The organism is Anaerocaecibacter muris (assembly GCF_943192945.1).
Lineage (GTDB): Bacteria > Bacillota > Clostridia > Christensenellales > Pumilibacteraceae > Anaerocaecibacter > Anaerocaecibacter muris.
Genome location: NZ_CALPCE010000005.1, coordinates 41,312 through 65,507, shown reverse-complemented (window position 1 = coordinate 65,507; position 24,196 = coordinate 41,312). Strand labels below are relative to the sequence as shown.

The window sequence follows — 24,196 nt, the reverse complement described above, 5'->3', positions numbered from 1 at the left end:
GCCGACGGACTTATTTCCGGTCGGTACGGCTATTGTTTATGCTATTCGAGCGAAACGATAAAGTAGTAAAGCGGTTGACCGCCGTAATGCACGTCAACGTCGCACATGCGGTACTTTTTGGTTATATCGGCAGCTATGGCGTTTGCATCCTCTTCCTTTACGTCGTTGCCGAAATACAAGGAAATGCAACTTACCTCGTCGTCCATCATTTTGTCTATAAGCTGTTCGGTAACTTGATTGACGCTGTCGCCCTTTGCAACAATGTCTTTGGCGTCCATACCGATAATGTCGCCTTCTTTGAGATCGAAATTGCCGATTTGCGTACTGCGAACGGCGTAAGTGACCGATCCCGAACGCACGCTGCCGAGCGCGTCGTTCATGTTTTTAAGATTTCCGTCCACAGTGTCCTCGGGATTGAACGCGAGCACAGCCGACAATCCCTGCGGGATATTGGACGTGGGAATTACGTGAATAGTGCGTTTTGACAACGCTTTTGCCTGATTTGCGGCAAGAACGATATTTTTGTTGTTGGGGAAAACAAATACGTCTTTAGCCGCGACCGCGTCGCACGCCTTGGCAATATCGTCCGCCGAAGGGTTCATTGTCTGCCCGCCTTCGATTACGTTATCCACAAGCAAATCTTTGAATATCGCGGTAAGACCGTCGCCTGCGCAAACGGAAACCAAGCCGAACGGCTTTAAGTCCTCTTGCTGTTTGCTCTTGAGATCGCGGTTCTGTTGCAACATGTTTTCGATCTTTAAGTGATCGAGTTCGCCGAGTTCGAGCGCATAAGTAAGCACTTGCCCGGGCGCGTTGGAGTGAACGTGAACTTTTACCATGGACAGATCGCCGATAACAAGCACGCAATCGCCTATGTTCATAAGTTTTTCGCGGAACAAGTCTATATCCGCTTCGGTTGTCTTTTTGTAAAGATTGATAATAAAGAACTCGGTGCAGTACGCGAATTCGATCTCGGCAAGATCGTTATAGTTGAAATGCGCCTGCTCGTCGTAAGGGCTGTCGTTTGCGCCCGCTTTATATGAATCGTCGAATTCTATGGAATAATCCTCTTCCTGCCCCAACAGTATGTTTTGGAAGCCTTGAAGAAGTATCAAAAGCCCTCTGCCGCCCGCGTCCACAACGCCCGCTTTTTTGAGTACGGGCAACATTTCGGGCGTTTGTTTAAGCATTTCTTCGCCGGCGTCGATAACGGCTTGGAAAAAGTCTTTAAGCTCGACGTTCTTTTTAGCCGCCTTTTCCGCAGACTCGGATATGGCGCGCACGACCGTCAGTATAGTTCCTTCTTTGGGTTTGGTAACGGCTTTGTACGCGATTTCCGTACCCGCCGCAAACGCTTTAGCAAAAACCTTTGCCGTAATCTCGGTGTTTTGCGCAAGCACCGAAGTCATGCCTTTAAGTATCTGGCTCAATATAACGCCGCTGTTGCCTCTCGCGCCGCGTAACGCGCCCTTGGCGACCGCGTCGCACAGTTCGGGCATATTGTTGGTAGAACATCCCGACACCTCGCGGGACGCGGAAAGCATTGTCATCGACATATTGGTACCGGTATCGCCGTCGGGAACCGGAAAAACGTTAAGTTCGTTTACGTGCGCTTTGTTCGCATCCAACAGCTTTGCGCCGTTAAGAACCATCTTGCGAAAAGTAGCGCCGTTGATAGATTTTTGCATTTTAATCCTCCGAGAGTCGGTACTAAACCTTAATACCCACAACGTGGACGTTAATAGTATCTACCACCATGCCCGAAAAATGCTCGACTCGATACTTGACCGCTTTTTTGAGCGACTGAGCAACGGCTTCGATAGACAGACCGTATTTGATTATAACGTATAAATCAATGAAAATTCTGTCCCCGTTGGTAAATACGTTCACTCCGCGCGACAGGCGTTTGCGCCTGAACAAATCCGACAGATTGTCGGAAAAGGTTTTGGATACGAGGTCCACTATGCCGTAGCAGTCCAAAGCGACGTCGGCAGCAACCTGTGCTATCGAGTCCTCCGTAACCGTTATTCTGCCATAGGCATTGGAAGTATGGACGCTCACAATAACTCCAAAACAATTAAGTATATGTACCGCACGGATATATTTTAACCTATTCATTATTATTTTGCAAGGGTTTTACCCTAAAAATTATAAAATTTAGCAAAAAAGTGCCTATTTTCGGTTGCCAAAAGGTCAAAAAAGTGGTATATTGTTATAGAAAATCAGGTTGTACCGCGTTAGGAGGTTAAAACACATGAGCAAAGTTTGTTCGGTTTGCGGTAAAGGTAAAGTGTCCGGCAACAACGTCAGCCACTCGCACAAAAAGACAAAACGCAGCTTCAATGCCAATGTTCATAAAGTAACAACGGAAGTTGACGGCAAAATCTCGCACGAGTATGTTTGCACGCGTTGTCTGCGCACCGCTAAAAAGCAAGAAAACGACTAATATCGCGTTTTAATTTCCGACGTATATTATTACAAACAAGCGCTAAATCCGAGTAGTCTTTCCACTCGGATTTTTTATGTTGTGACGGTAAATTGTGATTTACATGTATGCGGCGGTTCGCCTTGATTTCTCCGCTCCGCGCGTTCCGCGTTTCGGTCGAAATGATGGGCGTAAAGGCATAGTCGCTTGTTATAAACTATAGCTAAAAATATAGAAAAGCAAAGCCCAATCCCCATCATTTCGAGCTTGTCGAGAAATCAAGGCGTTAGCCGCACCAAGCACAGCTTGGATTTCTGTCGTGTGTGGGCTTTGACCGTTTATTGTGTTTGCTCCCGAATAATTGCGTTACGTTAATGTAATCTTGTACTCCCTGCGGCGGCGGTTCGCCAGCTCAATCGACAAGCTCGGAATGACGGGGTTTGGCGTTACTTCTATATATATCTCTAATCAAGTTTTGCTTTACGCAAAACTTCCGCAACTATTATCTTTTATCTCTTATTTATTATCTTGTTCCCCCCCCCACATCATTTCGACCGAAGCGATCACGCCCTTACCCTCTCCCCATCATTTCGAGCTTGTCGAGAAATCAAGGCGTAGCCGCACTATATTCTAATCAAGTTTTGCTTTACGCAAAACTTCCGCAACTATTATCTTTTATCTCTTATCTATTATCTATAACAAAGCCTTGCTTATTTAGCAAGGCTTTGTTACTTACAGCAACTTTTCCAGTTCTCTTGTCAGTTTTTGGATACGGTCGCGCTTGACCTCTATTTCCGCAGTGAACGCGCGGAAGTATTCCACGTCCTCTTTCTTCGGTTCGCTCTTGCTTATAAGCGACTCTATCAACGCCGCTTCCGAGCGACTGCGCTTTATTTCAAGCAGTGACCATCTTTCCTGTTATTAACTGCAACACGCCTTTCACGTGCAATATTACCATTACCGCTACTATTATCGCTATTACTCCCATCACTATTAACAGCACGCCCCACCACGGCATGCCTTCTTCCACTATTACCGTTGTTCCCTCTATGTCGTACACTCTAAACGTATTCGTGTATTTAAGTCCCGTATAGTTGTCCGTGCCTTTTACTTCAGCCGTCATTATATACAGACCTACGCCCATACTGCTTAACAGGTTTTATATTATATACTCCGCTATTTTCCTTGTCAAATAAAACAATCGTATTTATGAACTTTTAATGTAATTAATGTAAATATAGGGAATCTGTGTGATCTGAAATAAAAAATCCGAGGGCTATTTAACTCGGATTTTCGTTAATTGATTTTCTTGTCTATTTGGAACGCTTAAACAAACGCACTATCCGCCCCAGTACTTTAGGTAATTTAACACATATTATCTTCGTCATGCCGCACCTCCTCTACACTTTTTATGCGGCAAGAGCGCGCGGCGTTACTTTTTTATACAGGTTTTATTCGCCGCGCAAGAATTTGACCGCCGCGGCTCTGTCAGTCGCGCCGAACACTGCGTTGCCCGCAACCAATACGTCTGCGCCTGCGCCGATTATGCTTGCGGCGTTTTCTTTGTTGACTCCGCCGTCAACTTCGATAAGCGCGTGCGGCGCATACTTGTCGCGCAACGATTTGGCGCACGCTATTCTTTCCAACGACCCGTCGATAAACTTTTGTCCGCCGAACCCCGGAAAAACCGACATTATCAATATTAAATCGAGGTTTGCGAGATAAGGCGTTATTACGTCCACGGGCGTATCGGGATTTATAGCAAGCCCGCACTTACAGCCGACCGCTTTAATCTTTTCGATCGCGCCTTTAATATCCTGTTCCGCTTCGTAATGGAACGACACGAGTTGCGCGCCCGATTTTACGAACCGCTCGACGTAGCGGATAGGTTGCGTGATCATAAGATGCACGTCGAAAAATATTTGGGAAAGCGGGCGCAGATCGCTTATCATCTTAAACCCGAACGTTAGGTTTGGCACAAACACCCCGTCCATAACGTCCACGTGGATCCAATCCGCGCCTATTTCCGTCATGTTTTTTACGTCGCTGCCCATATCGGCGAAGTTGCCGCTCAATATCGACGGTGCTATAAGAACTTTGCTTTTGCTCATGGCTACATTTTACCACAAGAAGGCGCGACCGTCAACAGATTTCGACAAAAACGCAATGTTACGCGCTATTTTACCGTCGATCGATTTACCACTTGGATATAAAGTCGTCGAGTATATCCTTATATCCTTTTTGAGCGCATCCGTTTTGCGCAATCGCGTTTACTTCCGCAAAGTCGTTGCCGTTGAGCTTGATTATTACTTTACCGACAACGTCGCCGCTCTTGACGGGCGCGGTAAGTTTGTTTATTTGCGGTTCGAGCGAAAATTCCGATTGTTCGCCGCTCGCAATAAACGCCGAACAGTCTTTTTCGAGCACAACCGTAATTTTATCGGTCTTGCCGTTGGCTACCGCAAATTCGCCTATCACTTCGCCTTTGCGTGCCGCGTACACGGTTTTGTAATTCGCAAACCCGTAGTTAAGCATTTCAGAAACTTCTTTATTGCGAGTTTTGGAATTTTCCGCACCGATTGCGACGCAGATTAACCGAGTGTCGCCGCGCTTCGCCGTGACGGTTATGCACGAACGCGCTTCGTCGGTGTAGCCTGTCTTACCGCCGTCGCAACCCTCGTAAAACTTTATGAGCTTGTTGGTGTTGGTAAGCCCCGTAACTCTGCCGCTCGGATGCTGAAAATCGTACATCCAAACTTTGGCATAATCGAAAAAACGCTCGTGCTCGGTGAGCAGTTTAAACATTGCGGCGACGTCCGCGGCGCAACTGTACTGACCCGCTTGCGGCAAGCCCGTGCAGTTGACGAATTTAGTATCGGTCAAACCGAGCTTTTGCGCGCGTTCGTTCATAGCCGCTACAAACGCTTCGACACTGCCGTACAGATACTCCGCAACCGCAACGCACGAATCGTTAGCCGACGCGACTACTATGCTTTTTAACAGCTCGTCCAGCTTGTAATCGGCGTTTGCATCCAAGAACGCTTGCGATCCGCCCATTGCCGCCGCGTTTTCGGACGCGGTTACGATGCTGTCGAACGGAATTTCGCGCCGCTCGATTTCGTCGAACGCAAGACCCAAAGTCATGATTTTGACCATGCTTGCAATCTGCAAGTGCTCGCGCGTGTTCTTTTCGTAAACGACCGTGCCTGTTTCGCTGTCTATGAGCATAGCCGCTTTGCAGGTGTTAGCCAAACCCTTCGGCTCGACTTCCGCACCCGCGGCAAACGCGTTGCCGAATAACGGCGTAAACGCTATGATAGCCGTCAATACGGCGGCTATCCCTACCAAAAACTTTTTATTCATATTCCCTCCGAAGAAATCCATATCGATATTTTGTCTTTTCTCGGAGCTTTTAATTCATCAAATTATGCCGATAAGCGCAGATCCGAACAACGCGAGTGTGATTGCCTTAATAAGGCCGCACGCCGCCAGCACAAACACGAACTGTAAAAAACAGCGATAATACATTTTTAGGTCGGCGCGCGACGGCATTACGCCGCAATTCATTGCGTTAAATCGGAAACACCCGAACGACAGCATACACAGCACGCCTATTTCTATAATGCTTATCGGCACATACAGCACGAAAAGCATGGGAATCGACGACACCGAAAACGCAACTATAATAACGCTTACGTTCATGCCGAGCACATAAGTCCTGTATGCGCACGGCATAAGCGATAAAAACGTCAACGCTTTATAAAAAAACATTGATGCGGCAAACAGCGCGTAAATACACGTTATGAGTAAATCGAGGAAAAAATATGTAACTATACCGATATCGCCGCACAGGAATCGAAAAATTCCCGCGTCGTTGCGCACTACAAACACCGTCTTGTCGGCGATGTTAATGCCGACAGCTATGCCGACCACCAAAAACAACAGACATATCAACGCATAAATAAGCACCGATAAGCGGTTGCGCTTTACGGTGTGCGACAGTCTGTATAACCAATCGGATATTGCAAACGTCCGTTTCATACTGTAAATCTATGACGGACTATTCGCGCTTATTCGTCAATTTCAAACAAAATTCTTTCTTTTATTAGCGCGATTAACTCTTTTGCGGTCATTTGCACGTCCGAATCCGCTTCCGCGACCGCGAGCGAGCAAGACCGTTCAACCGCGCCCGCTTTCACGCCGCGCTTAATAGCGACTTCCGCATACACGCGTTTTAAGCTGTCGCCGCCGCTTTCGTAAAGCTCGACCGCATCGGTAAAATATTCCAACGCTTTGCCTCGTTTTATATATTTATTCAGTTCCGTTTTAATTCGCTCGCGCATGCAATCATTGTAACACCGTCGCCGCGCGTAAAATTAAGTAATTTGATAGTTTACTGCCGCTTTAACTCGAAAATCGATCAGTTGAGCCAATCGGCGTACACGCCGTAACCTTTGGTAAAGTCGTTTAAAAAAACGTGAGTGACCGCTCCGATAACTTTTCCGTTTTGTATTATGGGCGAACCGCTCATGCCGCGCACGACGCCGCCCGTGCTGTCCAGCAAACGCTTATCCGTGATGCGCAAAACCATTCCTTTTTCCTTTCGCGACGGTTGCTTGGACGCTTTGATTATTTCTATATCGTAATATTCGGGCGTACCGTTTACAGCCGTTTTGATCTGCGCTTTGCCTATTTTTACCTCGTCGCGCGTAGCGAGCGGCAAAAGCTCGCTTTTGTCGAACTTCGCGCTGAATTTACCGGCGATGCCGAAACTGTTGTTACACACAACGTCGCCGTACACTTTTTCCACGGTTATGGACGCGAGTATCGCGCCCGCCTCGCCTTTCTTACCGCGCTTTACGCCTATAACTTTGCAAGCGTGGACGTGCCCGCCCGCAAACGGAATATGCACGCCCGTTTCGCCGTCGTAAATTTCATGACCGAGCGCCGCGTACTTCCCGTCCTCGCGCACAAAAGTTACCGTGCCTACGCCGTAAACCTTATCTTTTATCTTAACGCCCAAACGCGGCTTTAAGCTGTATGCCTCGATTACGGGCGTGATTTCCACGCTTATAAGCCGACCGTCGCGCAGTAATTCCACCGTCGCTTTTTCGTCGGTAAGCAGTTCCGAAATATCGTCAACCGACAAAACGTCCGCGCCGTCCACGGTTTTTATAATATCGCCCTTTTGCAGTCCTTCCACTTCGACCGTGCCGTATTCAGTTTCCACGCCCGTAACGCTTTCAACGAGCAGTCCGCCCGCGTCGACCGAGATCCCGATCGGGAACCCGCCGACATACACCATTTGCCGTTCCGCCGCGACATAAACGTTTTGCGGCGCGCACAAAATCATGACAAGCGCCAGCACGGCACATAATATCACGCGCAATTTTTTCATACTTTCGATAGTGTTTGCCGCGTGTCGAATTATATACTTCTTAATCGAATTTTATATGCGCCCGATAATATCAACCGCCGACAAGCGCGGCTTTAAACGCGTCGCTCCAATCTTTAAGCTCGGTCGCGTTTTTATCGGACGACGTAGACACGCCCTTTGTTCCCGACAGCCGCGAGATCTCTCCGATCATGCCGTCGCGCCCCAACGCGGTTACGCGCGTCGTCGTGTCGCCGTCCGTTTCGTACTTTTCTATATAATAATGCCCGTCCGCCATTGCGGCTATTTGCGGTAAGTGAGTTACGCACAACACCTGATGTCCGCGCGACAGTTCGGCGAGCTTTTTGGCAACGCAAAGTCCCGTCGCGCCGCTTATACCCGTATCGATTTCGTCGAATATCATCGTTTCAATCGCGCTCAAATCGCCCGTAATAAGTTTTATCGCAAGCATAAACCGCGACATTTCGCCGCCCGATATTATTTTGGCAAGCGGCAACAGCGGTTGTCCGACGTTGGGACTTAAATAAAACTCGCACTCGTCAAAGCCGTTTGCGTTTACTTTACCTGTAAAATCGTCATAGCTCGGTTGCGGCGCAAACACAACCTCGAACGCGGAATTCGCCATGCCGAGATCGGCAAGCTCCGCGAGTATGCGCGCGCTCATGCGCGCCGCGCCGTCGCGCCGAAGCGCGGAAACGGCAACGCTGTTTTCGTACAACGCCTTGCGAAGTTTGCTCTCTTTTTCGCACAGTTCTTCGTAATACTCCGCACCGTTCTGCGCTACGTCCAGTTCCTTTTCGGCGTTAGCCAAAAACTTTTGCATAGCCTCGTAACCGCCGTACTTGGCTTTTAGCGCGCGCAGTTTGTCCAGCCTGTCCGCAACTTCGTCCAGCTCGCGCTCGCTTCCGTCCATGCCGTCAAGCTCGTCTTTTATGCACTCGGCAATGTCGTCGAGTTCTATCTGCACCGAACGCAACCGTTCGTAAAGCTGCGCGTACTCTTCGCCGAGCGATGAAATAGAGGACAGCGAACGCCCCGCGTCCGCCACTGCGCCGCTTGCGCCGTCGTCCGAATCCAACCGCGAAAACCCGTCAGCCAAAGCGTTTTTTATACGCTCCGCCGCCATTAGCACATGCCTGCGCTCGACAAGTTTTTCCTCCTCGCCCGCTTGCACCGCCGCGGCTTTGATTTCGTCTATTTGATATTTGAGAATATCTATGCGCTGTGCGCGCGCCGCTTCGTCGCCCAGCGCGGTCATATCCGCCTTTACTTTTTTATATTCGTTATAAAGCTCGCGTTGAGTTTTAAGCCGCGCGTCGTCCGTTTTGAAAACGAAATAATCGAGGATTTTGCGCTGTTCGGTTATTTTCATCAACGATTGATATTCGTTTTGTCCGTAAATATCAACGTAGTTCTGCATGAGTTCGCGCAACATTGCGGTCGTCATTTGCTTGCCGTTTACGCGAATATCGTTGCGCCCGTCCTTGGTGAACTTGCGCGTGACGATAAATATTCCGTCCTCGCAGTCTATACCCGCGGCAATAAGCGGTGCGTCGTCCTTAAAATCGAACACGCCCTCGACATACCCGCTTTCAGCACCGAACTTGATAAGCGATTTGTCGTACCGCGCACCTACAAGTAGCATCAGCGAATCTACTATTATGGATTTGCCCGCGCCCGTTTCGCCCGAAAATACGTTGAGTTCGTCCGAAAATTCTATTTCCAGATCGCGTATCAGCGCAAGATTATGTATCGTTATCCTTTGTAACATCAGTCCTCCGCTGCCGACCAGCGATTGAGTTTATTGAGCAATCGCGAATAGAAACTTTTTCTGTCGAACCTTACGAACATCGCGCTCCTGTCCCAGCCCGTGACGGAAACAACCCCGCCGCCGGACAGCTCCGCCGCGCGCTCGCCGTCCACAAACACCGCGGCGCGTTCCGCGCCGACGTTTGTCATAGTGATTTGCTCGAACGACCCCACGACTATCGGGCGGGTGCGAAGCGTGTGCGGGTTGACGGGGGTAAGCGCGATTACGGGCGTATTGGGACCTATGACCGACCCGCCCGCCGAAAGCGAGTACGCCGTCGAACCCGTCGGCGTACACGCTATATAACCGTCGCATTTAAACTTATCTATCAACGCGTCGCCCACGCGCACTTCCATGGCTATCATGCGCCCGCCGACCGAACGCATAACCACGTCGTTAAGCGCAAAAAACTGTTCGTCGCCCACGCGCGCGTCAATCAGCGCGCGGCGTTCGAGTATGTAATCTTTATCTTTAAGGCGTTTGAGCGCCGCTTGAATATCGCTCGGCTCTACCTCCGTCAAAAACCCGACCGTGCCCATATTCACGCCGAGTATGGGCGTGTCCGACTGAACGCAGTTTTTTACAACGCGCAAAATCGTGCCGTCGCCGCCCACGGACACTATAAAGTCGTACTTGTCCGCTTCGGCAAACGGTTCGGCGGTTATGCCGAGTTCGCGCGCCGCGGAAAACACTTTGTCGCGCACTTTGTTGCCGACGTCCTTATTCGGATTGGAGAACACCCCGATTTTCATACCGACATTATACCCTGTTTGACAAAATTATTCAAGACTTTTCACCGTCTTTATCAATATTTCTTCGCATATTCCCGACGACGCGAGCGACGAAGCTATGTCGCGGTCGTCGATAAACCTGTCGCCGTGCGCTATTATTGCGCAGTCCGCTTTTTTGCCGCCGTCGCAAGAATTTAAAAACGCAAGCACATTCGACCCGAAGCCGCCGCGCTCGATATTGTCCTCTACCGTTACAATCGCATTGCCGCTCTTGTTTATGTCGCGCAAAAACCGCTCGTCGAGCGGCTTGACAAACCGCGCGTTGACTATATTTATTTTAACTTTATTGAGCGCGGAATACGCCGCGTCGAGCGCGCGCCCGCCTGCGCACAGCACATAAACGTTGGATTTTGCTTGGTGCAAAAGTTCCCACTTGCCGTACTCTATCAACGAGTGCGTTCGCTCCGAAACATAAGACTTGGGATAACGAATAGCGAGCGGCGCGTCGAACGTCAACGAAAATTCGAGCGCGGCGCGCAGTTCCGCTCCGTCCGTCGGGCACATTACAGTCATATTGGGCATTAACGACAGATAACTCAAATCGAACACACCCTGATGTGTCATGCCGTCCGCCCCGACTACGCCCGCTCTGTCAATGCACAGCGTAACGGGATAATTGCCTATACACACGTCGTGCAACAGCTGATCGAACCCTCGCTGTAAAAACGTGGAATAAACCGCAAAATACGGTTTAAGCCCTGCGGCGGCGAGCGCGGCGCAATACGTTACGGCATGCTCCTCCGCAATCCCGACGTCCTTAAATTTATCGGGATGCACCGCCGCAAAATTTTCCAGTCCCGTGCCTATGCCCATGGCGGCTGTCACCGCCGTTATCCGATTGTCCTTGCTTGCGGCTTCGATCAAAAAATCGCCGAGCACTTTTGAAAAATCCTTGCCCGCGTTACTTCCCACCGAAGATATACCGTGCGAGTGTTCGGGATCGATTGCCGCACTTTTCAGACCTCTGCCCTTGTCGGTAATAACGTGAACGATTGCGGGTCCGCTCTTTTTCTTAACCTGCGAAAATACGTCGATAAGTTCGCGCGTATTGTGCCCGTCGAACGGACCGTAATACGATATGCCCATTGCCTCGAACATCTTATTTGACAGCACGACGCGCTTTAACAGCTTTTTGCCCTTTTCCATCAAATGGATAGCGCCGTCGCCGAACAGCGGGATTATGGACACCGCGCGTTTTATTTCCGCTTTCATGCGCGCATACTTTTTACTCACGCGCAGGCGCGTAAGATATTTACTCATTGCTCCGACGTTTTTACTGATTGACATGTTATTGTCGTTAAGCACTATAATTACAGGCAGTTGCTCGCTACCGATTGCGTTTAACGCCTCGTAAGCCATGCCGCCCGTAAGTGCGCCGTCGCCTATCACCGCGACAGATTTGTTTTCTTCGCCGCGTCGTTTTGCCGCTTCCGCAAAGCCGAGCGCGACCGATAACGACGTGGAAGAATGTCCCGCGCAAAAACAGTCGTACTCGCTTTCCGTCGGTTGAGGAAAACCCGAAATGCCGCCGTTGCGCCGCAAGCCGTCGAATTTATCGGCGCGATCGGTGAGCAATTTATGCGTATACGCCTGATGTCCGACGTCGAATATAAACTTGTCGCGCGGACAGTCGAACACGTAATGCAACGCGACGGTAAGCTCCACCGTGCCGAGGTTAGACGCGAGATGTCCGCCGTTGTTTTCCACAACGTTTATTATTCGCTCGCGCAGCCGTTCGCACAGCCCGCCGAGTTCGGAAATATTAAGCCGCTTTAAGTCCTGCGGTGTTTTTATATTGCCGTAATCCACTTTAACCTATACTTACACCACGACGAATTTTTGCAACAATGCCCGCAAATATTCGGTTCTGTTGCCTATTACGTCCAGAGTTTTAGCCGCGTCGTTGAGATAATCGTTGAGCGCGATTTTCGCCTGTTCGAGATCCATGTATTTGAGCGCGCTCGTTTCGACAACCTCCTCGCCGTCGATATATTCGGTTATATCGTCGTACAGCTGGAACGCGCAACCGAACGCGTCGCCGAACCCCGAAGCCATGACGTATTCTATAAGCCGCATATCGCTTTGCGGTATATCCGCAACGTCGGTCGCCGTCGATTCGGCGTACAGCGAATTTATCAGCTTATCGCAAATTTTGTAATTAAGATTGTTGCCGAGCATAAATCCGCTTATGCACGCAAGTCTGATAAGCGCGCCCGTTTTAAGTTTGTACATTTTAACAAGGTCGTCGAACGTATTTATTTCGCCGTACAAATCGACGTACTGACCTTGAATAAGTCCGAGGTCGCCGCACAACGCCGACAGCATGGCAAACGGGCTTGCTTCGCCTTGCGGCGTGGGCATGCTCAACAGCCTGTAAGCGAGGTCGAGAAGCGCGTCGCCCGCGAGCAATGCTTTACCCTCGCCGTACTTTTTATGTACGGACGGTTTGCCTCGGCGAATATCGTCGTTGTCCATGCAAGGCATATCGTCGTGAATAAGCGAGTACGAATGTAAAATTTCTATGCCGCAAGCGTAACGCAAAGCGTATTCGTCGGGCGCGGAAAAAATGCTGTGCCACTCCAACATCAATACGGGGCGCAACCGCTTTCCGCCCGGGAAAAGCGCGTATTCGAGAATTTCTTTAAACCCGTCCGAATAATCGAGCTTGTCGAGTATTGCTTTAAGCTCGGCGTCGATCTGCTCTTTCCAGTCCGCCAAGCGAGCGTCGAATATCTTACTCATTATATTCACCGCCCGCGGGCTGTTGCAAGATAATATCCAACTGACGGTTTAAATCGGCAATACGTGCTTGCATAGCGTTGAGATCGCTCACGCACTCGCGCGTCAATTTTAACCCGTCCTCGTACAACTTAATGCTTTCTTCGAGCGATACGCCCGCGTCGCTTTCCAGTCTATCCACCAATTTTTGAAGCTCGCCGATTTTCTTTTCAAAATCCGCCGAGGTCGTTTGGTCGTTTTTTTCGGTTTTGTTCATGGTTTTCTCCCGTCGATCTCTCAATCGATTTTAATGCCCGTGATCGCGGCTGTAGCAACGCCGTCCGCAAACACCAATTCGATTTCGTCGTCTTTGCGCAGTTGCTTTGCGCCGCTTACGCTCGATTTACCGCGAAGCACCGCGGCATAGCCTATCTTGATTATTCTGTGCGGGTCGAGTGCGGATAGCACCGCCGCCAACCCGTCGCAACGCGCGCGACTGCCGTTAAACGGCTTAACCGCCGCGTTCCGCAGTTGCGCCGCGCCCGTGCTTAAACGCATAGCCGCGTTTTCGGTTTTACTGCGAACGGCGTATCCGACGCGCCGTGCCGCAAGTCGCACCGCGCCGAAGCAGTCGTTTACGCGTTCGGACACGGCGGCTGTTACGGACGTGCCCAGCTTATTAAGCCTGCGCACACGCTTATCGTAACGCGCGCCGACCGCCGATTGAAGTCTGTACGTCGCGCTTGCCAAATCATTTAATATAGCGCTCGCCCTCGAATTGACTATTTCGCCCGCAATGGACGGCGTGCCCGCGCGCGTTCCCGCGCAGAAATCACACAGCGAATAGTTTATTTCGTGTCCGACCGCCGATATAATCGGTATTTCTGACAACGCGACCGCCGTTGCGAGTTTTTCGTCGTTAAAGCAGTCCAAGTCCTCGTCGCTGCCGCCGCCGCGACAAAGCACTATTACGTCCGCTCTGTACGACTGCAACCGCGCTATCGCCTGCGCCATTTGCGCCGCCGCGCCCTCGCCCTGAACCTTGACGGGATAAACCCGAATTTTAACGAACGGGTTTTTGTCGTAAACCACGCGTAAAAAGTCGCGTATCGCCGCGCCGTCGGGACTTGTAACCGCTACGACGTTGACTATATATCGCGGCAGTTGCGGTCTGTTCTCGAAGTAACCGAGCGCGCACAGTTTTTCTTTAAGTTCGTTGAGCCGCGCGTTCTTGTCGCCCACTCCCTGTAAAAAAAACTCCGAATAATTGAACGACACCGAATTGCGCTTATCGTAAAAACTCACGCTCCCGCGCAACGCTACCCGCGCGCCTTTTTCTATCTTGTCGCGCGCCGAAAAGTGTACGCATCGCACAGAATACGCGCCCTCGGCAAGCGTGATAAAAGTATGCCTGTCCGAGTACGACACCTCGGTCACTTCGCCCGTAAGCGTCACGTCATGCAACAGTTCTTCGTCGTCGAACACCCCGCGCAAATACGCGGACAGTTGCGCGACGGTCATCGCTCTGTTCATGCGCCCGCGCCGTCCACCGTGTTTAAAAGCAACATCGCAACCGTCATAGGTCCGACGCCGCCTGGAACGGGCGTAATGTAGCCGGCAACTTCTTTCACTCCGTCAAAGTCAACGTCGCCGTGCAACCCGCTCTCGTCGCGGTTCATACCTACGTCTATAACCACCGCGCCGCGCTTGACCATGTCCGCCGTGACGAAATGCTTTTTGCCGACTGCAACGACGAGTATGTCCGCTTGGCGCGTAATTTCTTTTAGATCAACGGTCTTGCTGTGGCATACCGTAACCGTCGCGTTATGTTCGAGCAGTAACGCCGCAACGGGTTTTCCGACTATATTCGATCGACCTATAACGACGGCGCGCTTGCCCTCTATTCCAACGCCCGTCGATTTAATCAACTCTATTATTCCGCGCGGCGTGCACGCGACCGTTCCGTCGCGCTCGCCCAAAAACAGCTTGCCCGCATTGACCGCATGAAACCCGTCCGCATCTTTTTCCGGCAAAATCACGGACAGCGTTTCGCGCTCGTCAATATGTTTGGGCAACGGAAGTTGCACCAAAATTCCGTCCACGCAAGCGTCGGCGTTGAGCGTGCTTATAAGCTCAATCAATTCCGCTTGCGACGTATTTGCGCCCATACAATGCGAATATGAGGCTATACCGCACTCCTCGCATGCCTTTATCTTGTTTTTGACGTATATTGCGGACGCGGGATCGTCGCCGACACGCACTACCGCAAGCCCTACTTTTCGTCCGTGTTTGCGCTCGAACGCGCTCGCACGTTCAAGCACGGTTTTGCGAATTTCCGCCGCAACGGCTTTGCCGTTTATAATCTCACTCATTTGCGCCGTCCCCTTTGATAACGGAGGCGAGTATGCCGTTTATAAACGCATGACTTTTTGTGTCCGAATAGGTTTTGGCTAACTCGACCGCTTCGTTGGCGACCACCGCGGGCGGCGTGTCCGTGTACATAATTTCGTAACACGCAAGATACAAAACCGCGAGATCGGTTTTGTAAATGCGGTCGAACTCATAGCCCTTGGCATACTTGACTATTACGGCTTTAAGCTGATCTTTGTGCGCGGTAATCCCGTCGATAACGCTATCGATATAAGACCGCGCATCCTTGTCCGCGTCTACCCAAAGTTCGTCTTTTGTTTCGGGGTTGAACTGCCCCGTCATTACCATTTCGTATGTCAGTTTAAACGCTGTTTCGCGCGCGGCGCGTCGTTTCATATAATCTCCTAATGCTTCAAGAATTTAACCGATATGATATTTACGTTTATCACGCCCATTTTGTAATCGGTCATTGTTTCCACCGATTTCTTAATGTTGGCTTGCACCTTGTACGCTATATCGGAACAGCTTACCTCGCTGTTCACTTCGATATAGACGTCCGCGTCGATAGTATCGCCCACGATATAACAGCGGACGCCTCTGCCGCTGACAGATTCGACGCCGCTTATTTCCTGCGTAGCCAAACGGATAATCGAACGCAGTACGTTATGCCCGTACGTTATTCCGTCCGAAAATACATTGTTACGCTTCGCGCTCATTAAAGTTACTCCTTGCAAGCATAAGCATATTCATAATAATTGTACCACAACGCGCAATAAATTACAATACTTTTTATGCGGTTGCGCAGGAATTTTTAACACATAAAAAAACGGACGCCTTTATAATGCGCAATTTCCATAGGGAATAAAAAACTAAATTTTTTAGAGTTGCACTTTCAAGCGAGGACAAAAGCTCTCAAACGATATGTTCGAGAGCTTTTTAAATACGCATTATTTAGAAAAATAAATTGAAATTTATCGTTACTATGATAATTTGTTATTCAAGCACTGAATGTATTGTGCGACTAAAAAATAATTTTTTATATCTGTTTCGTCTAATCCTCTGAACAGAAAAAGGTCATCGTAAATTTCCGCCACTCTATTAATATCTTTTCCTTCAATATGGAAAAACCCCGTAACTAAATCAATCCCGACTAAAACAGATGAATCTTTAGCTTTATATGCAACAATTTGCGGTACTGCACCTTGCGGTAATTTCTCTCTATTAGATTCATTTTTCATAATGTTGAATTCTACGACATCATGAAAAGATAAAGAATCTAATTTCTCAAAACGATATTTGTTGCAAAAATAATCATTTATTTCTGCTCCGCTTTTCCGATTCGGTTTCAACTTATCACGATTTTCGTTATATATGCATTTCCACTCCTGAATCATTTCAATAGTTGGCTCTGTTGTAAGCATATTAAAATCTCCGCTAAATTACTGTTTATCGTACAATTATTATATCACGAAAAAATGAAAGAACGCAACCGATTGAATTTTGCGGGAAATATAAAACATATCTATATCTCACTAGGCTACGAGTAGCCTAATTCGTCCACGAAAAAAAGTACAGAAAAGGCACAGCTTAACGCTATGCCTAAACCTTTTTATTTGCGTTTTATTAAATTCCCTATGGGAATTACGGTAAGCGCCCGCAGTTTTTATAAGACTGTTACACGTCAAGCGATTTAACGCGAACGTAATCGATTGTTTTGCCCGTTTCGGTCATTACGACGTCGAGCACGCGCGCAACTTCCTCGTCGGTCATTTCGTCGGACTTAACTATTACATTGATGTTTTCTTTGCCGACGGTCACAAGGCAGTCGCCGAAGCCCAACGCTTTAATAAGCGTTTCGAGCTGTTGTTCGGTTTTCATGCCTGCAACGACTGCGGCGAGTTCGGTTTCGGCGTTCTTCTTTGCCGTTTCCGAGGACGCTTCGTTATTGATAATCGCCTCGTAGTACATAACCGTTTCCGAACGCGAAGAATCTCTGTCCGCGCGCGACGCCGCAAAGTAGTCGCTGTAACTTACCTGATTGTTCGCGTCCGCGCTTTGCGAACCCGGGCGGTTGAGAAAATAGTTCAAACAACCCGTAAGAACAAGCAATGCGACCATACTCGCAAGAACAATGATTTTTTTCTTTTTACTCATATTGCCTCCTGACTATTTGGATTTAGGATAAACCATAATTTTTTCTATTGACAGATCGAGCAGTGTAGAAACCGCATAAATCACGTCGAGCTTGACTTTGGTATTGCCGCCGCCGTCGCATACTACAAGCACGCCCACGGCTTTGGGGTTTTCGGACTGCGAGCCGGAAAATGATGCGGACACACTCCTGTCCCAGTTGATTACTACTGACGCGCTGCCCACGCCCGAAATTTGTGATACTATGTTTTCTACTTGAGCTTGCATAGACGCGCAGTAGTCGGACTTGTCTATATCGAATTTTCCGTTTACGTCGTCAACGGTCTCGCCGCCGCACGACGCAAAAGAAAAATATGCGACAAGCACTGCCGCAAGCACTGCGCAACACGCTATTATTTCTATGTGCTTTATTGCTTTCAGTTTTGCAAGAAAGCCGGACAGCTTACCCATAAGACATAATCGCCTCCTCGCCGATGCCGAAGTAGTCCGCAACCAGCTTGATGATTTCACTCTTATTTATATGCTCGGTATTTTCGGGCATGCCCAAATCCGAAAAATTAAGAGTCGCCGATTTTACGCTCCAACCGTCAAGCTCCACGGTAAGAGTAAAGCCTTCCTTATACCCTTTTTCCGCAAGGTACGCGATCGCCGCGCGCTCGACGGTTTTGCGTTTTAGCCCGTCCGTATACTCCAAATATTCATCGTCCATTTGCACCGAACCGTCGGGGAACTCGAATTTGAAGCCCGATTTCAGCAGGCTCGGCAACGGCGTTACTATTACGAGCACCGCAATCGTCGCCGCGACCGATCGAATAACGTTGCGCGTCTTGCCCTTGGGCAATAGCATTTCGGCTATCGTCGTGACAACAGCAAGCCCCAGTATCGTCAAGCCCCACGCCGCAAAAGAATTCATAATCCTATATTCCCCGTGCAAATTATCATCGACAAAAACATCACGTACAGGAACGTCATTGCTATTACGACCGTCGCTATCATGGACGACGACTTGGACACAGACGTAAGCACGCCTCCGAACCTGTCGCCGCCGAGCGGCTCCGCTATCGCGGCGGTCAGTTTGAGCGTAAGCGTATACACGGCGAGCTTGGATACTACGGGCGCGGCGCAAAGTATTATAAGCGCCACCGCGCTCGACCCAACCGCGTTCTTTATAAGCACGTTGCCCGCCATAACAAAATCGAAGCCCTGCGACAAATACCCGCCTATTATCGGCACGTATTTGGACACGGCAAACCGCGCCGCCCGTACCGATATGCCGTCGCGCACCGACGCGGTTATGCCCGACACGCCGATAACCGCGATAAACAAAAAGAACGCCGTGCCTAAAAACCACTTGCATGCGGAACGAAAAAACTCCGCCGTTTTACCGAGCTTAATTCCCGTGGACACCGACCCGATAATATCGAAAACAAGCGCCATCAATAGCGCGGGAAAAGCCAAATAAGTTATAATGCTCGTCATGCCGCCGCCGAGCACCGCGACGGTGGGCGTGTACACTCCCGCGGATGACGACGCGCCTGCCGCGGTCATAAGCGTTATGAGCACGGGCGAAACGGTGTTGATCTGTGTTTTTACCGACGCGATAAACTTGACGGCATAGACAAGCGCGGTCGAAAAATACCCGACCACAAGCGATACCGCAAGCGTGCCCGTAGCAAAGTACACGACGCGTTCGATCGCTTCCGAAGCGAACTTGCCTTTTACCGAGTTGACAAGATTGTACGCCAAAACAATGGCAAGACAACCTATCAGCATAGGCAAAAACTCGAATACGTCCGCGCCGAACAGCGCGAACACATACGATATTATACTGCCGAAATCACTGCTGTACTCGCCGTTGGCAACTGCGCGCACGCGCTTGACAATATCGTCGAAGCCGAACACCGCCAACTGGTCGGACGTAAGCAAGTCGATAAGCCCCTGTATGCCCGCAAGATTGAGATTGCCGAGCAGGTCGTCTACGCTTTCGTTTACGTCGCCGTCGTTCTCCCCGTCTTTTGCATTGACAGTGCCCGCCGAATAAATTCCGTCGTTATTAACGTCCGCCGCCCGAGCGGGCGCGGCGCTTGTCCGCAAAAACACAAGCGGCGCAATCACCGCCACAACAATCAATATCAACAGTTTTTTCATGTAAGCATACCCGCTATAAACTCAAACAACTGCACGACCACGGGCAAAGACACGCCCACAATAATCAGCTTGCCCGCGAGCGTCACTTTATCCGCGAGCGACGACAGCCCCACGTCCTCTATGACGGATGCGGAAAATTCCGTTATGTACCCGACGGCTATCACCTTGAACAAAAGCGTCACCACCGAAGCGGCAAGCCCCGCGCGCTTGGCGATCGCCGACACCACCGAAAAAATATCCGCAAAATAATCGACGACGGACAGAACTACCACAATGCCGCCCGCAAGCGCGACCACGGCGGCGAGTTCGCTCTTGACGTCGCGCAAAACAAGCACGCAAAACGCCGTTATCAACGCGATAGCGACAATGCGAAAAATATCCATCAGTACATACCGAACACGGATTTAAGCGTGTCGAAAAGCTGTCCTATCATGTTTATTATCATGATAAGCACTATCACAAGCCCCGCAAGCGTGACAAGCGTGGCTATTTCGTCCTTGTCCGTCTTTTTTAGTATCTGACTGATTATAGCCGTAATAAGCCCGACCGCGGCTATTTTGAAAATTATGTCTATGTCCATGCTCACCGCCTATAAAGTCAAAATGCCCACACCCAGCCCCAATAAAAAACCGAGTTTTACCGCAACCGCGCCCTGCTTTTTGCATTTTGTTTCCGCGGCGGCGCGCATGTCGCCGAACGTTTTTAAAAACATTTCCAGCTCGTCGAGTTGCGAATTGCCGTCGCTCTTGCCGAGCGAATAAAACAGTTCGCAGACGCGCGCGTATGTTTCCGCCGAGAGAAAACCGCGGCTCAACGTCGGCTTGTCCGCCTTTCCGCCCGTATACGCTATGTATTCCGCTACGTTCTTTTTAAGTTGCGCACTGTCTATCGCCGCCGCGCCCAGCACGCTCGCCGCTGCGTCGCGCCGATACGAAATATTGCGTTTGAGTTCGTTCAATAATTTGCACACGCCGTCGAGGTAATCAAAATTACGCTTGTATACGCACATTACAAAGTAGCCCGCCGCCGTTCCGACAGCCGTGCAAATAAACACAATCAAAATCTTTACGCTCATATCGACGCCTCCTCGAACACGGTAACGGCGCGTCGCGGCGCGGGCGAAATAACCGCGTACAGCATAAACAGTCCGCTCTCCGCCGCGGCGCGAAATTCGGGTTTTAGCATTACGTCGTCCGTATTTTTCGCGTGAACGGTTGCAACGACGGATATTCCGCAAGTCGCCGCTCGGCGCACGCTTTCAATATCCGTGCCAAACAGCTCGTCCGTAATTATCACGTCGGGGCGCATGTGCGCTATGCCTGTTTCAAACACGCGCGTTTTATCGATGCCGCTTATGACGTCCGTGCAACACCCCACGTCGAGAGTGGGCGCGCCGTAAGCGGACGCCGCGATCTCGTATTTTTCGTCGCACAACAGCACGCAGTATCCGCGATCGGACACAAGCCTGCAAAAGTCGCGCAACAGCGTCGTTTTCCCCGCCCCCGGAGGCGATATAATAAGCGTATTTTTAACAGTGCCGTCGGCTACGGCTTTTGCGCACAGCCCCGCGGCGCAACCGAAAATCTGGTGCGGCAAGCGAATATTGACCGAACTGAAATCCTTAACCGCGGTCAACGCTTGTCCGTTGGTGACGCCGCTCCCGCACACGCCCAGCCGCAACCCGCCCGAAACGGATATGTACCCGCGTTTTAGAGTTTCCGTAACGGTATACAGCGAGTGTTCGCAAGCGCGCATGACAATGCCCTCCGCTTCGCGCTCGCCCGCAATAAACGCCGCCGACTTGTCCCGAGTGATACCCGTTTTGCACAAGTAATAATACGCGCCGTCGTAACACACTCTTACGGGCGCGCGGTTAATAACGCGCACTTCGCTTATACGATCGTAACACAGCCTCGCCCTAATCGGCGCGGCGTATTTGTCGGGAATAAGTCGCATCAGCTCTTCCATACCGTTTATATCTATGGTAAAAATTGCCGTAATATGATTTATAAAACCGCTTGCGCTCCGTAAAATTATATGCTATAATATAAAAAACAAACAGAGGTGACAGTCCGTTGAGAATTCTTTCTTGCTAAAAGACCACAGTTATAAGTACCGCCGCGCCAAACGGCGTGCTTATGCAATCGCAAGAAAGATAATCGACATATCGCCTTTTCGCCATTTAACCGAAGCGTTAATCGGAGTTACGGGATTTTCTTTCTTGTAACTCTTTTTTTCACGGAGGTAATTATATGTCGCTTATTAGCGTGCAAAATCTTACGTTTTCTTACGACGGCGGAAATTCCGTCATTTTCGACAACGTAAGTTTCCAAATAGACACCGACTGGAAGTTGGGTTTTGTCGGGCGAAACGGCAAAGGCAAAACCACGTTTTTAAACCTGCTTGCGGGCAAACACGAATACCGCGGAAAAATTTCCGCGTCAGTAAAGTTCGAGTATTTTCCCTATCCCGTCGCCGACGGCACAAAACTGTGCCGCGATATACTGCAAGACGTTTGTCCCGCCGAGGACTGGGAAATTATGCGCGAATTTAATTCGATAAAATTGGATTGCGACGTTTTATATCGTCCCTATAACGAACTGTCGGGCGGCGAACAGACCAAAGCGTTGCTGTGCGGTTTGTTTTTAAACGACGGGAAGTTTTTACTGATAGACGAACCGACAAACCACCTGGACGCCGCCGCGCGCCAAGCCGTGTCCGAATATCTTAACGGCAAAAAGGGCTATATTCTCGTGTCGCACGATCGCGCGTTTTTGGACGGCTGTATCGACCATGTTTTTTCGCTCAACAGGACGGACATAGATATACAGTCGGGCAATTTCAGTTCGTGGCTTACCAATTTCGAACGCCGCCAAGCGTTTGAAACGCAACAAAACGAACGGCTGAAAAAGGACATAGACCGTCTGTCGCAAGCGGCAAAGCGCACTTCTGCGTGGGCAGACAAAACGGAAGCGTCTAAATTCGGCAAAACGGACAGCGGACTGAAACCCGATCGCGGCTATGTAGGTCACAAATCCGCAAAGATGATGCAACGCGCTAAATGCACGGAAGCGCGAAAGCAAAAAGCTATCGAGGAAAAATCGGCGTTGTTGCGCAATACAGAAAAGGTGTACGGGCTTAAACTCTCCCCGCTTGCGCACAGCTCCGTCCGCCTTGTATCGTTTTCCGACGTGACGATAAAATACGGCGACCGCGCCGTGTGCTCGCCGCCCGACTTTGAAATACGCAACGGCGACCGCGTCGCGCTCGACGGAAAAAACGGTTGCGGGAAAAGCAGCCTGATTAAAATTATAACAGGCGCGCCGATAGCTTACGATGGAACGGTGCGCGTCGCTCACGGCTTAAAAATTTCTTACGTGCCGCAACACACTTCGCACTTACGCGGCAATCTGTCCGACGTGGCTAAACTTGCCGACATTGAAGAAAGTTTGTTTAAAACGGTCTTACGAAAAATGGATTTTAAAATCGACCTGTTCGATTGCGACGTGTCTGCGTATTCCGAGGGGCAAAAGAAAAAAGTGCTTATTGCGCAAAGTCTTTGCCAAAAAGCGTACTTATATGTTTGGGACGAACCGCTTAACTACTTGGATTTTTATTCGCGCATCCAGATAGAAAACCTTATAAAAGAGTTTGAGCCGACTATGCTGTTTGTCGAACACGACAGCGCGTTCAGACAGTCGATTGCAAACAAGACAATTTATCTTTAACTCGCTGTCGGATTATCGGAAAAACGCAATAAAAAAACGGAGCGCGGCGGTTGTCCTTACGCTCCGTTTTTGCTTGACTAAATTATTATTATTTAACGCGTTCCATATACGTGCCTGTGCGAGTATCCACACGGATTTTATCGCCGATATTGACGAACAGCGGCACGCCTATGGTGTAGCCCGTTTCGAGGGTTGCGGGCTTGTTGCCGGGCTTACTGGTGTCGCCCTGAATACCGCCCTCGGTGTCCGCTATTTCCAACTCAACAAAGTTGGGCGGTTCGACGGCAAACGGCGATCCCTTGTACGACGAAATTGTAACCGTCATTTCCTCTTTTATAAAACGCAATGCGTCCTCGCAAAGGTCGTGATTGAGCGGGAGCATGTCAAACGTTTCGGTGTCCATAAAGTAGTACAGATCGCCGTCGTTATACGAATACTGGTATTCGCGTCTGTCGATATGCGCTTCCTCGTACTTGTCGGACGGGTTGAACGTGTTTTCGAGAACTTGTCCCGTTATGACGTTTTTGATTTTTGTACGGACAAACGCCGAACCTTTGCCGGGTTTTACGTGCTGAAACTCGACAACGGTATAAACCTTGCCTTCCATTTCAAATGTTGTGCCTTTGCGGAAATCTCCTGCCGATACCATAATATCCTCCT

At 49.8% G+C, this 24,196-nt stretch carries 30 protein-coding genes; 2 read left to right on the top strand and 28 right to left on the bottom strand.

What is annotated here, in order from left to right:
- Positions 1–41: 41 nt before the first annotated feature.
- A complete protein-coding gene (locus NFR57_RS05900) occupies positions 42–1,688 on the bottom strand; it encodes a DAK2 domain-containing protein (RefSeq protein WP_251182916.1) in 1,647 nt (548 codons plus the stop codon).
- Positions 1,689–1,710: 22 nt separating this feature from the next.
- On the bottom strand, positions 1,711–2,061 hold the full coding sequence (locus tag NFR57_RS05895) for an Asp23/Gls24 family envelope stress response protein (protein WP_251182915.1): 351 nt from the start codon (positions 2,059–2,061) through the stop codon (positions 1,711–1,713).
- 193 nt (positions 2,062–2,254) lie between these two features.
- Between NFR57_RS05895 and rpmB the strand changes: the two genes are divergently transcribed.
- Positions 2,255–2,446, top strand: a complete 192-nt coding sequence (rpmB, locus tag NFR57_RS05890; RefSeq protein WP_251182914.1) for a 50S ribosomal protein L28 — start codon at positions 2,255–2,257, stop codon at positions 2,444–2,446.
- A gap of 711 nt (positions 2,447–3,157) precedes the next feature.
- On the opposite strand, the gene NFR57_RS08735 is transcribed toward rpmB, so the two are convergent.
- The 25 genes from NFR57_RS08735 to NFR57_RS05770 all read right to left on the bottom strand — a co-directional run bounded on the left by NFR57_RS08735 (position 3,158) and on the right by NFR57_RS05770 (position 21,776).
- Positions 3,158–3,292 carry a hypothetical protein gene (locus tag NFR57_RS08735; protein ID WP_275557183.1) on the bottom strand — a complete coding sequence of 45 codons (135 nt, stop codon included), beginning with the start codon at positions 3,290–3,292 and terminating at the stop codon, positions 3,158–3,160.
- Positions 3,293–3,320: 28 nt separating this feature from the next.
- A complete protein-coding gene (locus NFR57_RS05885) occupies positions 3,321–3,569 on the bottom strand; it encodes a hypothetical protein (RefSeq protein ID WP_251182913.1) in 249 nt (82 codons plus the stop codon).
- 307 nt (positions 3,570–3,876) lie between these two features.
- Complete coding sequence (gene rpe, locus NFR57_RS05880) at positions 3,877–4,536, bottom strand: ribulose-phosphate 3-epimerase (protein ID WP_251182912.1); 660 nt, start codon at positions 4,534–4,536, stop codon at positions 3,877–3,879.
- A gap of 85 nt (positions 4,537–4,621) precedes the next feature.
- The gene (locus tag NFR57_RS05875) at positions 4,622–5,788 is read right to left on the bottom strand and encodes a D-alanyl-D-alanine carboxypeptidase family protein (protein ID WP_251182911.1); all 1,167 of its coding nucleotides are present in this window, start codon (positions 5,786–5,788) and stop codon (positions 4,622–4,624) included.
- A 57-nt stretch (positions 5,789–5,845) separates the two neighbouring features.
- The gene (locus tag NFR57_RS05870) at positions 5,846–6,466 is read right to left on the bottom strand and encodes a hypothetical protein (RefSeq protein ID WP_251182910.1); all 621 of its coding nucleotides are present in this window, start codon (positions 6,464–6,466) and stop codon (positions 5,846–5,848) included.
- Positions 6,467–6,495: 29 nt separating this feature from the next.
- Positions 6,496–6,768: a hypothetical protein gene (locus tag NFR57_RS05865; RefSeq protein WP_251182909.1), complete on the bottom strand. Its 273-nt coding sequence runs from the start codon at positions 6,766–6,768 to the stop codon at positions 6,496–6,498.
- A 77-nt stretch (positions 6,769–6,845) separates the two neighbouring features.
- Positions 6,846–7,823, bottom strand: a complete 978-nt coding sequence (locus NFR57_RS05860) for a SpoIVB peptidase S55 domain-containing protein (RefSeq protein ID WP_251182908.1) — start codon at positions 7,821–7,823, stop codon at positions 6,846–6,848.
- A 70-nt stretch (positions 7,824–7,893) separates the two neighbouring features.
- On the bottom strand, positions 7,894–9,591 hold the full coding sequence (recN, locus tag NFR57_RS05855) for a DNA repair protein RecN (protein ID WP_251182907.1): 1,698 nt from the start codon (positions 9,589–9,591) through the stop codon (positions 7,894–7,896).
- Positions 9,591–10,382 (bottom strand): NAD(+)/NADH kinase, encoded by a 792-nt coding sequence (locus NFR57_RS05850; RefSeq protein ID WP_251182906.1) that lies wholly within the window; start codon positions 10,380–10,382, stop codon positions 9,591–9,593. The genes recN and NFR57_RS05850 overlap by 1 nt, the downstream gene beginning before the upstream one ends.
- Before the next feature lie 27 nt (positions 10,383–10,409).
- Positions 10,410–12,230, bottom strand: coding sequence for a 1-deoxy-D-xylulose-5-phosphate synthase (gene dxs, locus NFR57_RS05845; RefSeq protein ID WP_251182905.1), 1,821 nt, complete (start codon positions 12,228–12,230; stop codon positions 10,410–10,412).
- A gap of 12 nt (positions 12,231–12,242) precedes the next feature.
- Positions 12,243–13,163: a polyprenyl synthetase family protein gene (locus NFR57_RS05840; RefSeq protein ID WP_251182904.1), complete on the bottom strand. Its 921-nt coding sequence runs from the start codon at positions 13,161–13,163 to the stop codon at positions 12,243–12,245.
- Positions 13,156–13,416, bottom strand: coding sequence for an exodeoxyribonuclease VII small subunit (gene xseB, locus NFR57_RS05835; protein ID WP_251182903.1), 261 nt, complete (start codon positions 13,414–13,416; stop codon positions 13,156–13,158). The genes NFR57_RS05840 and xseB overlap by 8 nt, the downstream gene beginning before the upstream one ends.
- A gap of 20 nt (positions 13,417–13,436) precedes the next feature.
- Complete coding sequence (gene xseA, locus NFR57_RS05830) at positions 13,437–14,672, bottom strand: exodeoxyribonuclease VII large subunit (RefSeq protein WP_251182902.1); 1,236 nt, start codon at positions 14,670–14,672, stop codon at positions 13,437–13,439.
- A complete protein-coding gene (folD, locus tag NFR57_RS05825; protein WP_251182901.1) occupies positions 14,669–15,511 on the bottom strand; it encodes a bifunctional methylenetetrahydrofolate dehydrogenase/methenyltetrahydrofolate cyclohydrolase FolD in 843 nt (280 codons plus the stop codon). The genes xseA and folD overlap by 4 nt, the downstream gene beginning before the upstream one ends.
- Positions 15,504–15,905: a transcription antitermination factor NusB gene (nusB, locus tag NFR57_RS05820; protein ID WP_251182900.1), complete on the bottom strand. Its 402-nt coding sequence runs from the start codon at positions 15,903–15,905 to the stop codon at positions 15,504–15,506. The genes folD and nusB overlap by 8 nt, the downstream gene beginning before the upstream one ends.
- An 8-nt stretch (positions 15,906–15,913) precedes the next feature.
- Positions 15,914–16,225 (bottom strand): Asp23/Gls24 family envelope stress response protein, encoded by a 312-nt coding sequence (locus tag NFR57_RS05815; protein WP_251182899.1) that lies wholly within the window; start codon positions 16,223–16,225, stop codon positions 15,914–15,916.
- A 264-nt stretch (positions 16,226–16,489) separates the two neighbouring features.
- Entirely contained in the window at positions 16,490–16,930 is a 441-nt protein-coding gene (locus NFR57_RS05810; protein ID WP_251182898.1) for a hypothetical protein, read from the bottom strand.
- A gap of 253 nt (positions 16,931–17,183) precedes the next feature.
- Positions 17,184–17,663: a SpoIIIAH-like family protein gene (locus tag NFR57_RS05805; RefSeq protein ID WP_251182897.1), complete on the bottom strand. Its 480-nt coding sequence runs from the start codon at positions 17,661–17,663 to the stop codon at positions 17,184–17,186.
- Positions 17,664–17,675: 12 nt separating this feature from the next.
- Positions 17,676–18,110: a hypothetical protein gene (locus NFR57_RS05800; RefSeq protein ID WP_251182896.1), complete on the bottom strand. Its 435-nt coding sequence runs from the start codon at positions 18,108–18,110 to the stop codon at positions 17,676–17,678.
- Positions 18,103–18,573 carry a stage III sporulation protein AF gene (locus NFR57_RS05795; RefSeq protein ID WP_251182895.1) on the bottom strand — a complete coding sequence of 157 codons (471 nt, stop codon included), beginning with the start codon at positions 18,571–18,573 and terminating at the stop codon, positions 18,103–18,105. Before NFR57_RS05795 ends, NFR57_RS05800 begins: the two co-directional genes overlap by 8 nt.
- Positions 18,570–19,808: a stage III sporulation protein AE gene (locus NFR57_RS05790; RefSeq protein ID WP_251182894.1), complete on the bottom strand. Its 1,239-nt coding sequence runs from the start codon at positions 19,806–19,808 to the stop codon at positions 18,570–18,572. The genes NFR57_RS05795 and NFR57_RS05790 overlap by 4 nt, the downstream gene beginning before the upstream one ends.
- Positions 19,805–20,191 carry a stage III sporulation AC/AD family protein gene (locus tag NFR57_RS05785; RefSeq protein ID WP_251182893.1) on the bottom strand — a complete coding sequence of 129 codons (387 nt, stop codon included), beginning with the start codon at positions 20,189–20,191 and terminating at the stop codon, positions 19,805–19,807. The genes NFR57_RS05790 and NFR57_RS05785 overlap by 4 nt, the downstream gene beginning before the upstream one ends.
- Positions 20,191–20,388: a stage III sporulation protein AC gene (gene spoIIIAC / locus NFR57_RS05780; protein WP_251182892.1), complete on the bottom strand. Its 198-nt coding sequence runs from the start codon at positions 20,386–20,388 to the stop codon at positions 20,191–20,193. Before spoIIIAC ends, NFR57_RS05785 begins: the two co-directional genes overlap by 1 nt.
- A 9-nt stretch (positions 20,389–20,397) precedes the next feature.
- Positions 20,398–20,883: a stage III sporulation protein AB gene (locus NFR57_RS05775; RefSeq protein WP_251182891.1), complete on the bottom strand. Its 486-nt coding sequence runs from the start codon at positions 20,881–20,883 to the stop codon at positions 20,398–20,400.
- A complete protein-coding gene (locus tag NFR57_RS05770) occupies positions 20,880–21,776 on the bottom strand; it encodes an ATPase, T2SS/T4P/T4SS family (protein WP_251182890.1) in 897 nt (298 codons plus the stop codon). Before NFR57_RS05770 ends, NFR57_RS05775 begins: the two co-directional genes overlap by 4 nt.
- A 284-nt stretch (positions 21,777–22,060) precedes the next feature.
- On the opposite strand from NFR57_RS05770, the gene abc-f reads away from it, so the two are divergent.
- Complete coding sequence (gene abc-f / locus NFR57_RS05765; RefSeq protein WP_251182889.1) at positions 22,061–23,536, top strand: ribosomal protection-like ABC-F family protein; 1,476 nt, start codon at positions 22,061–22,063, stop codon at positions 23,534–23,536.
- 88 nt (positions 23,537–23,624) lie between these two features.
- Here abc-f and efp read toward each other — a convergent pair whose 3' ends face one another.
- Complete coding sequence (gene efp, locus NFR57_RS05760; RefSeq protein WP_251182888.1) at positions 23,625–24,185, bottom strand: elongation factor P; 561 nt, start codon at positions 24,183–24,185, stop codon at positions 23,625–23,627.
- Positions 24,186–24,196 lie beyond the last annotated feature (11 nt).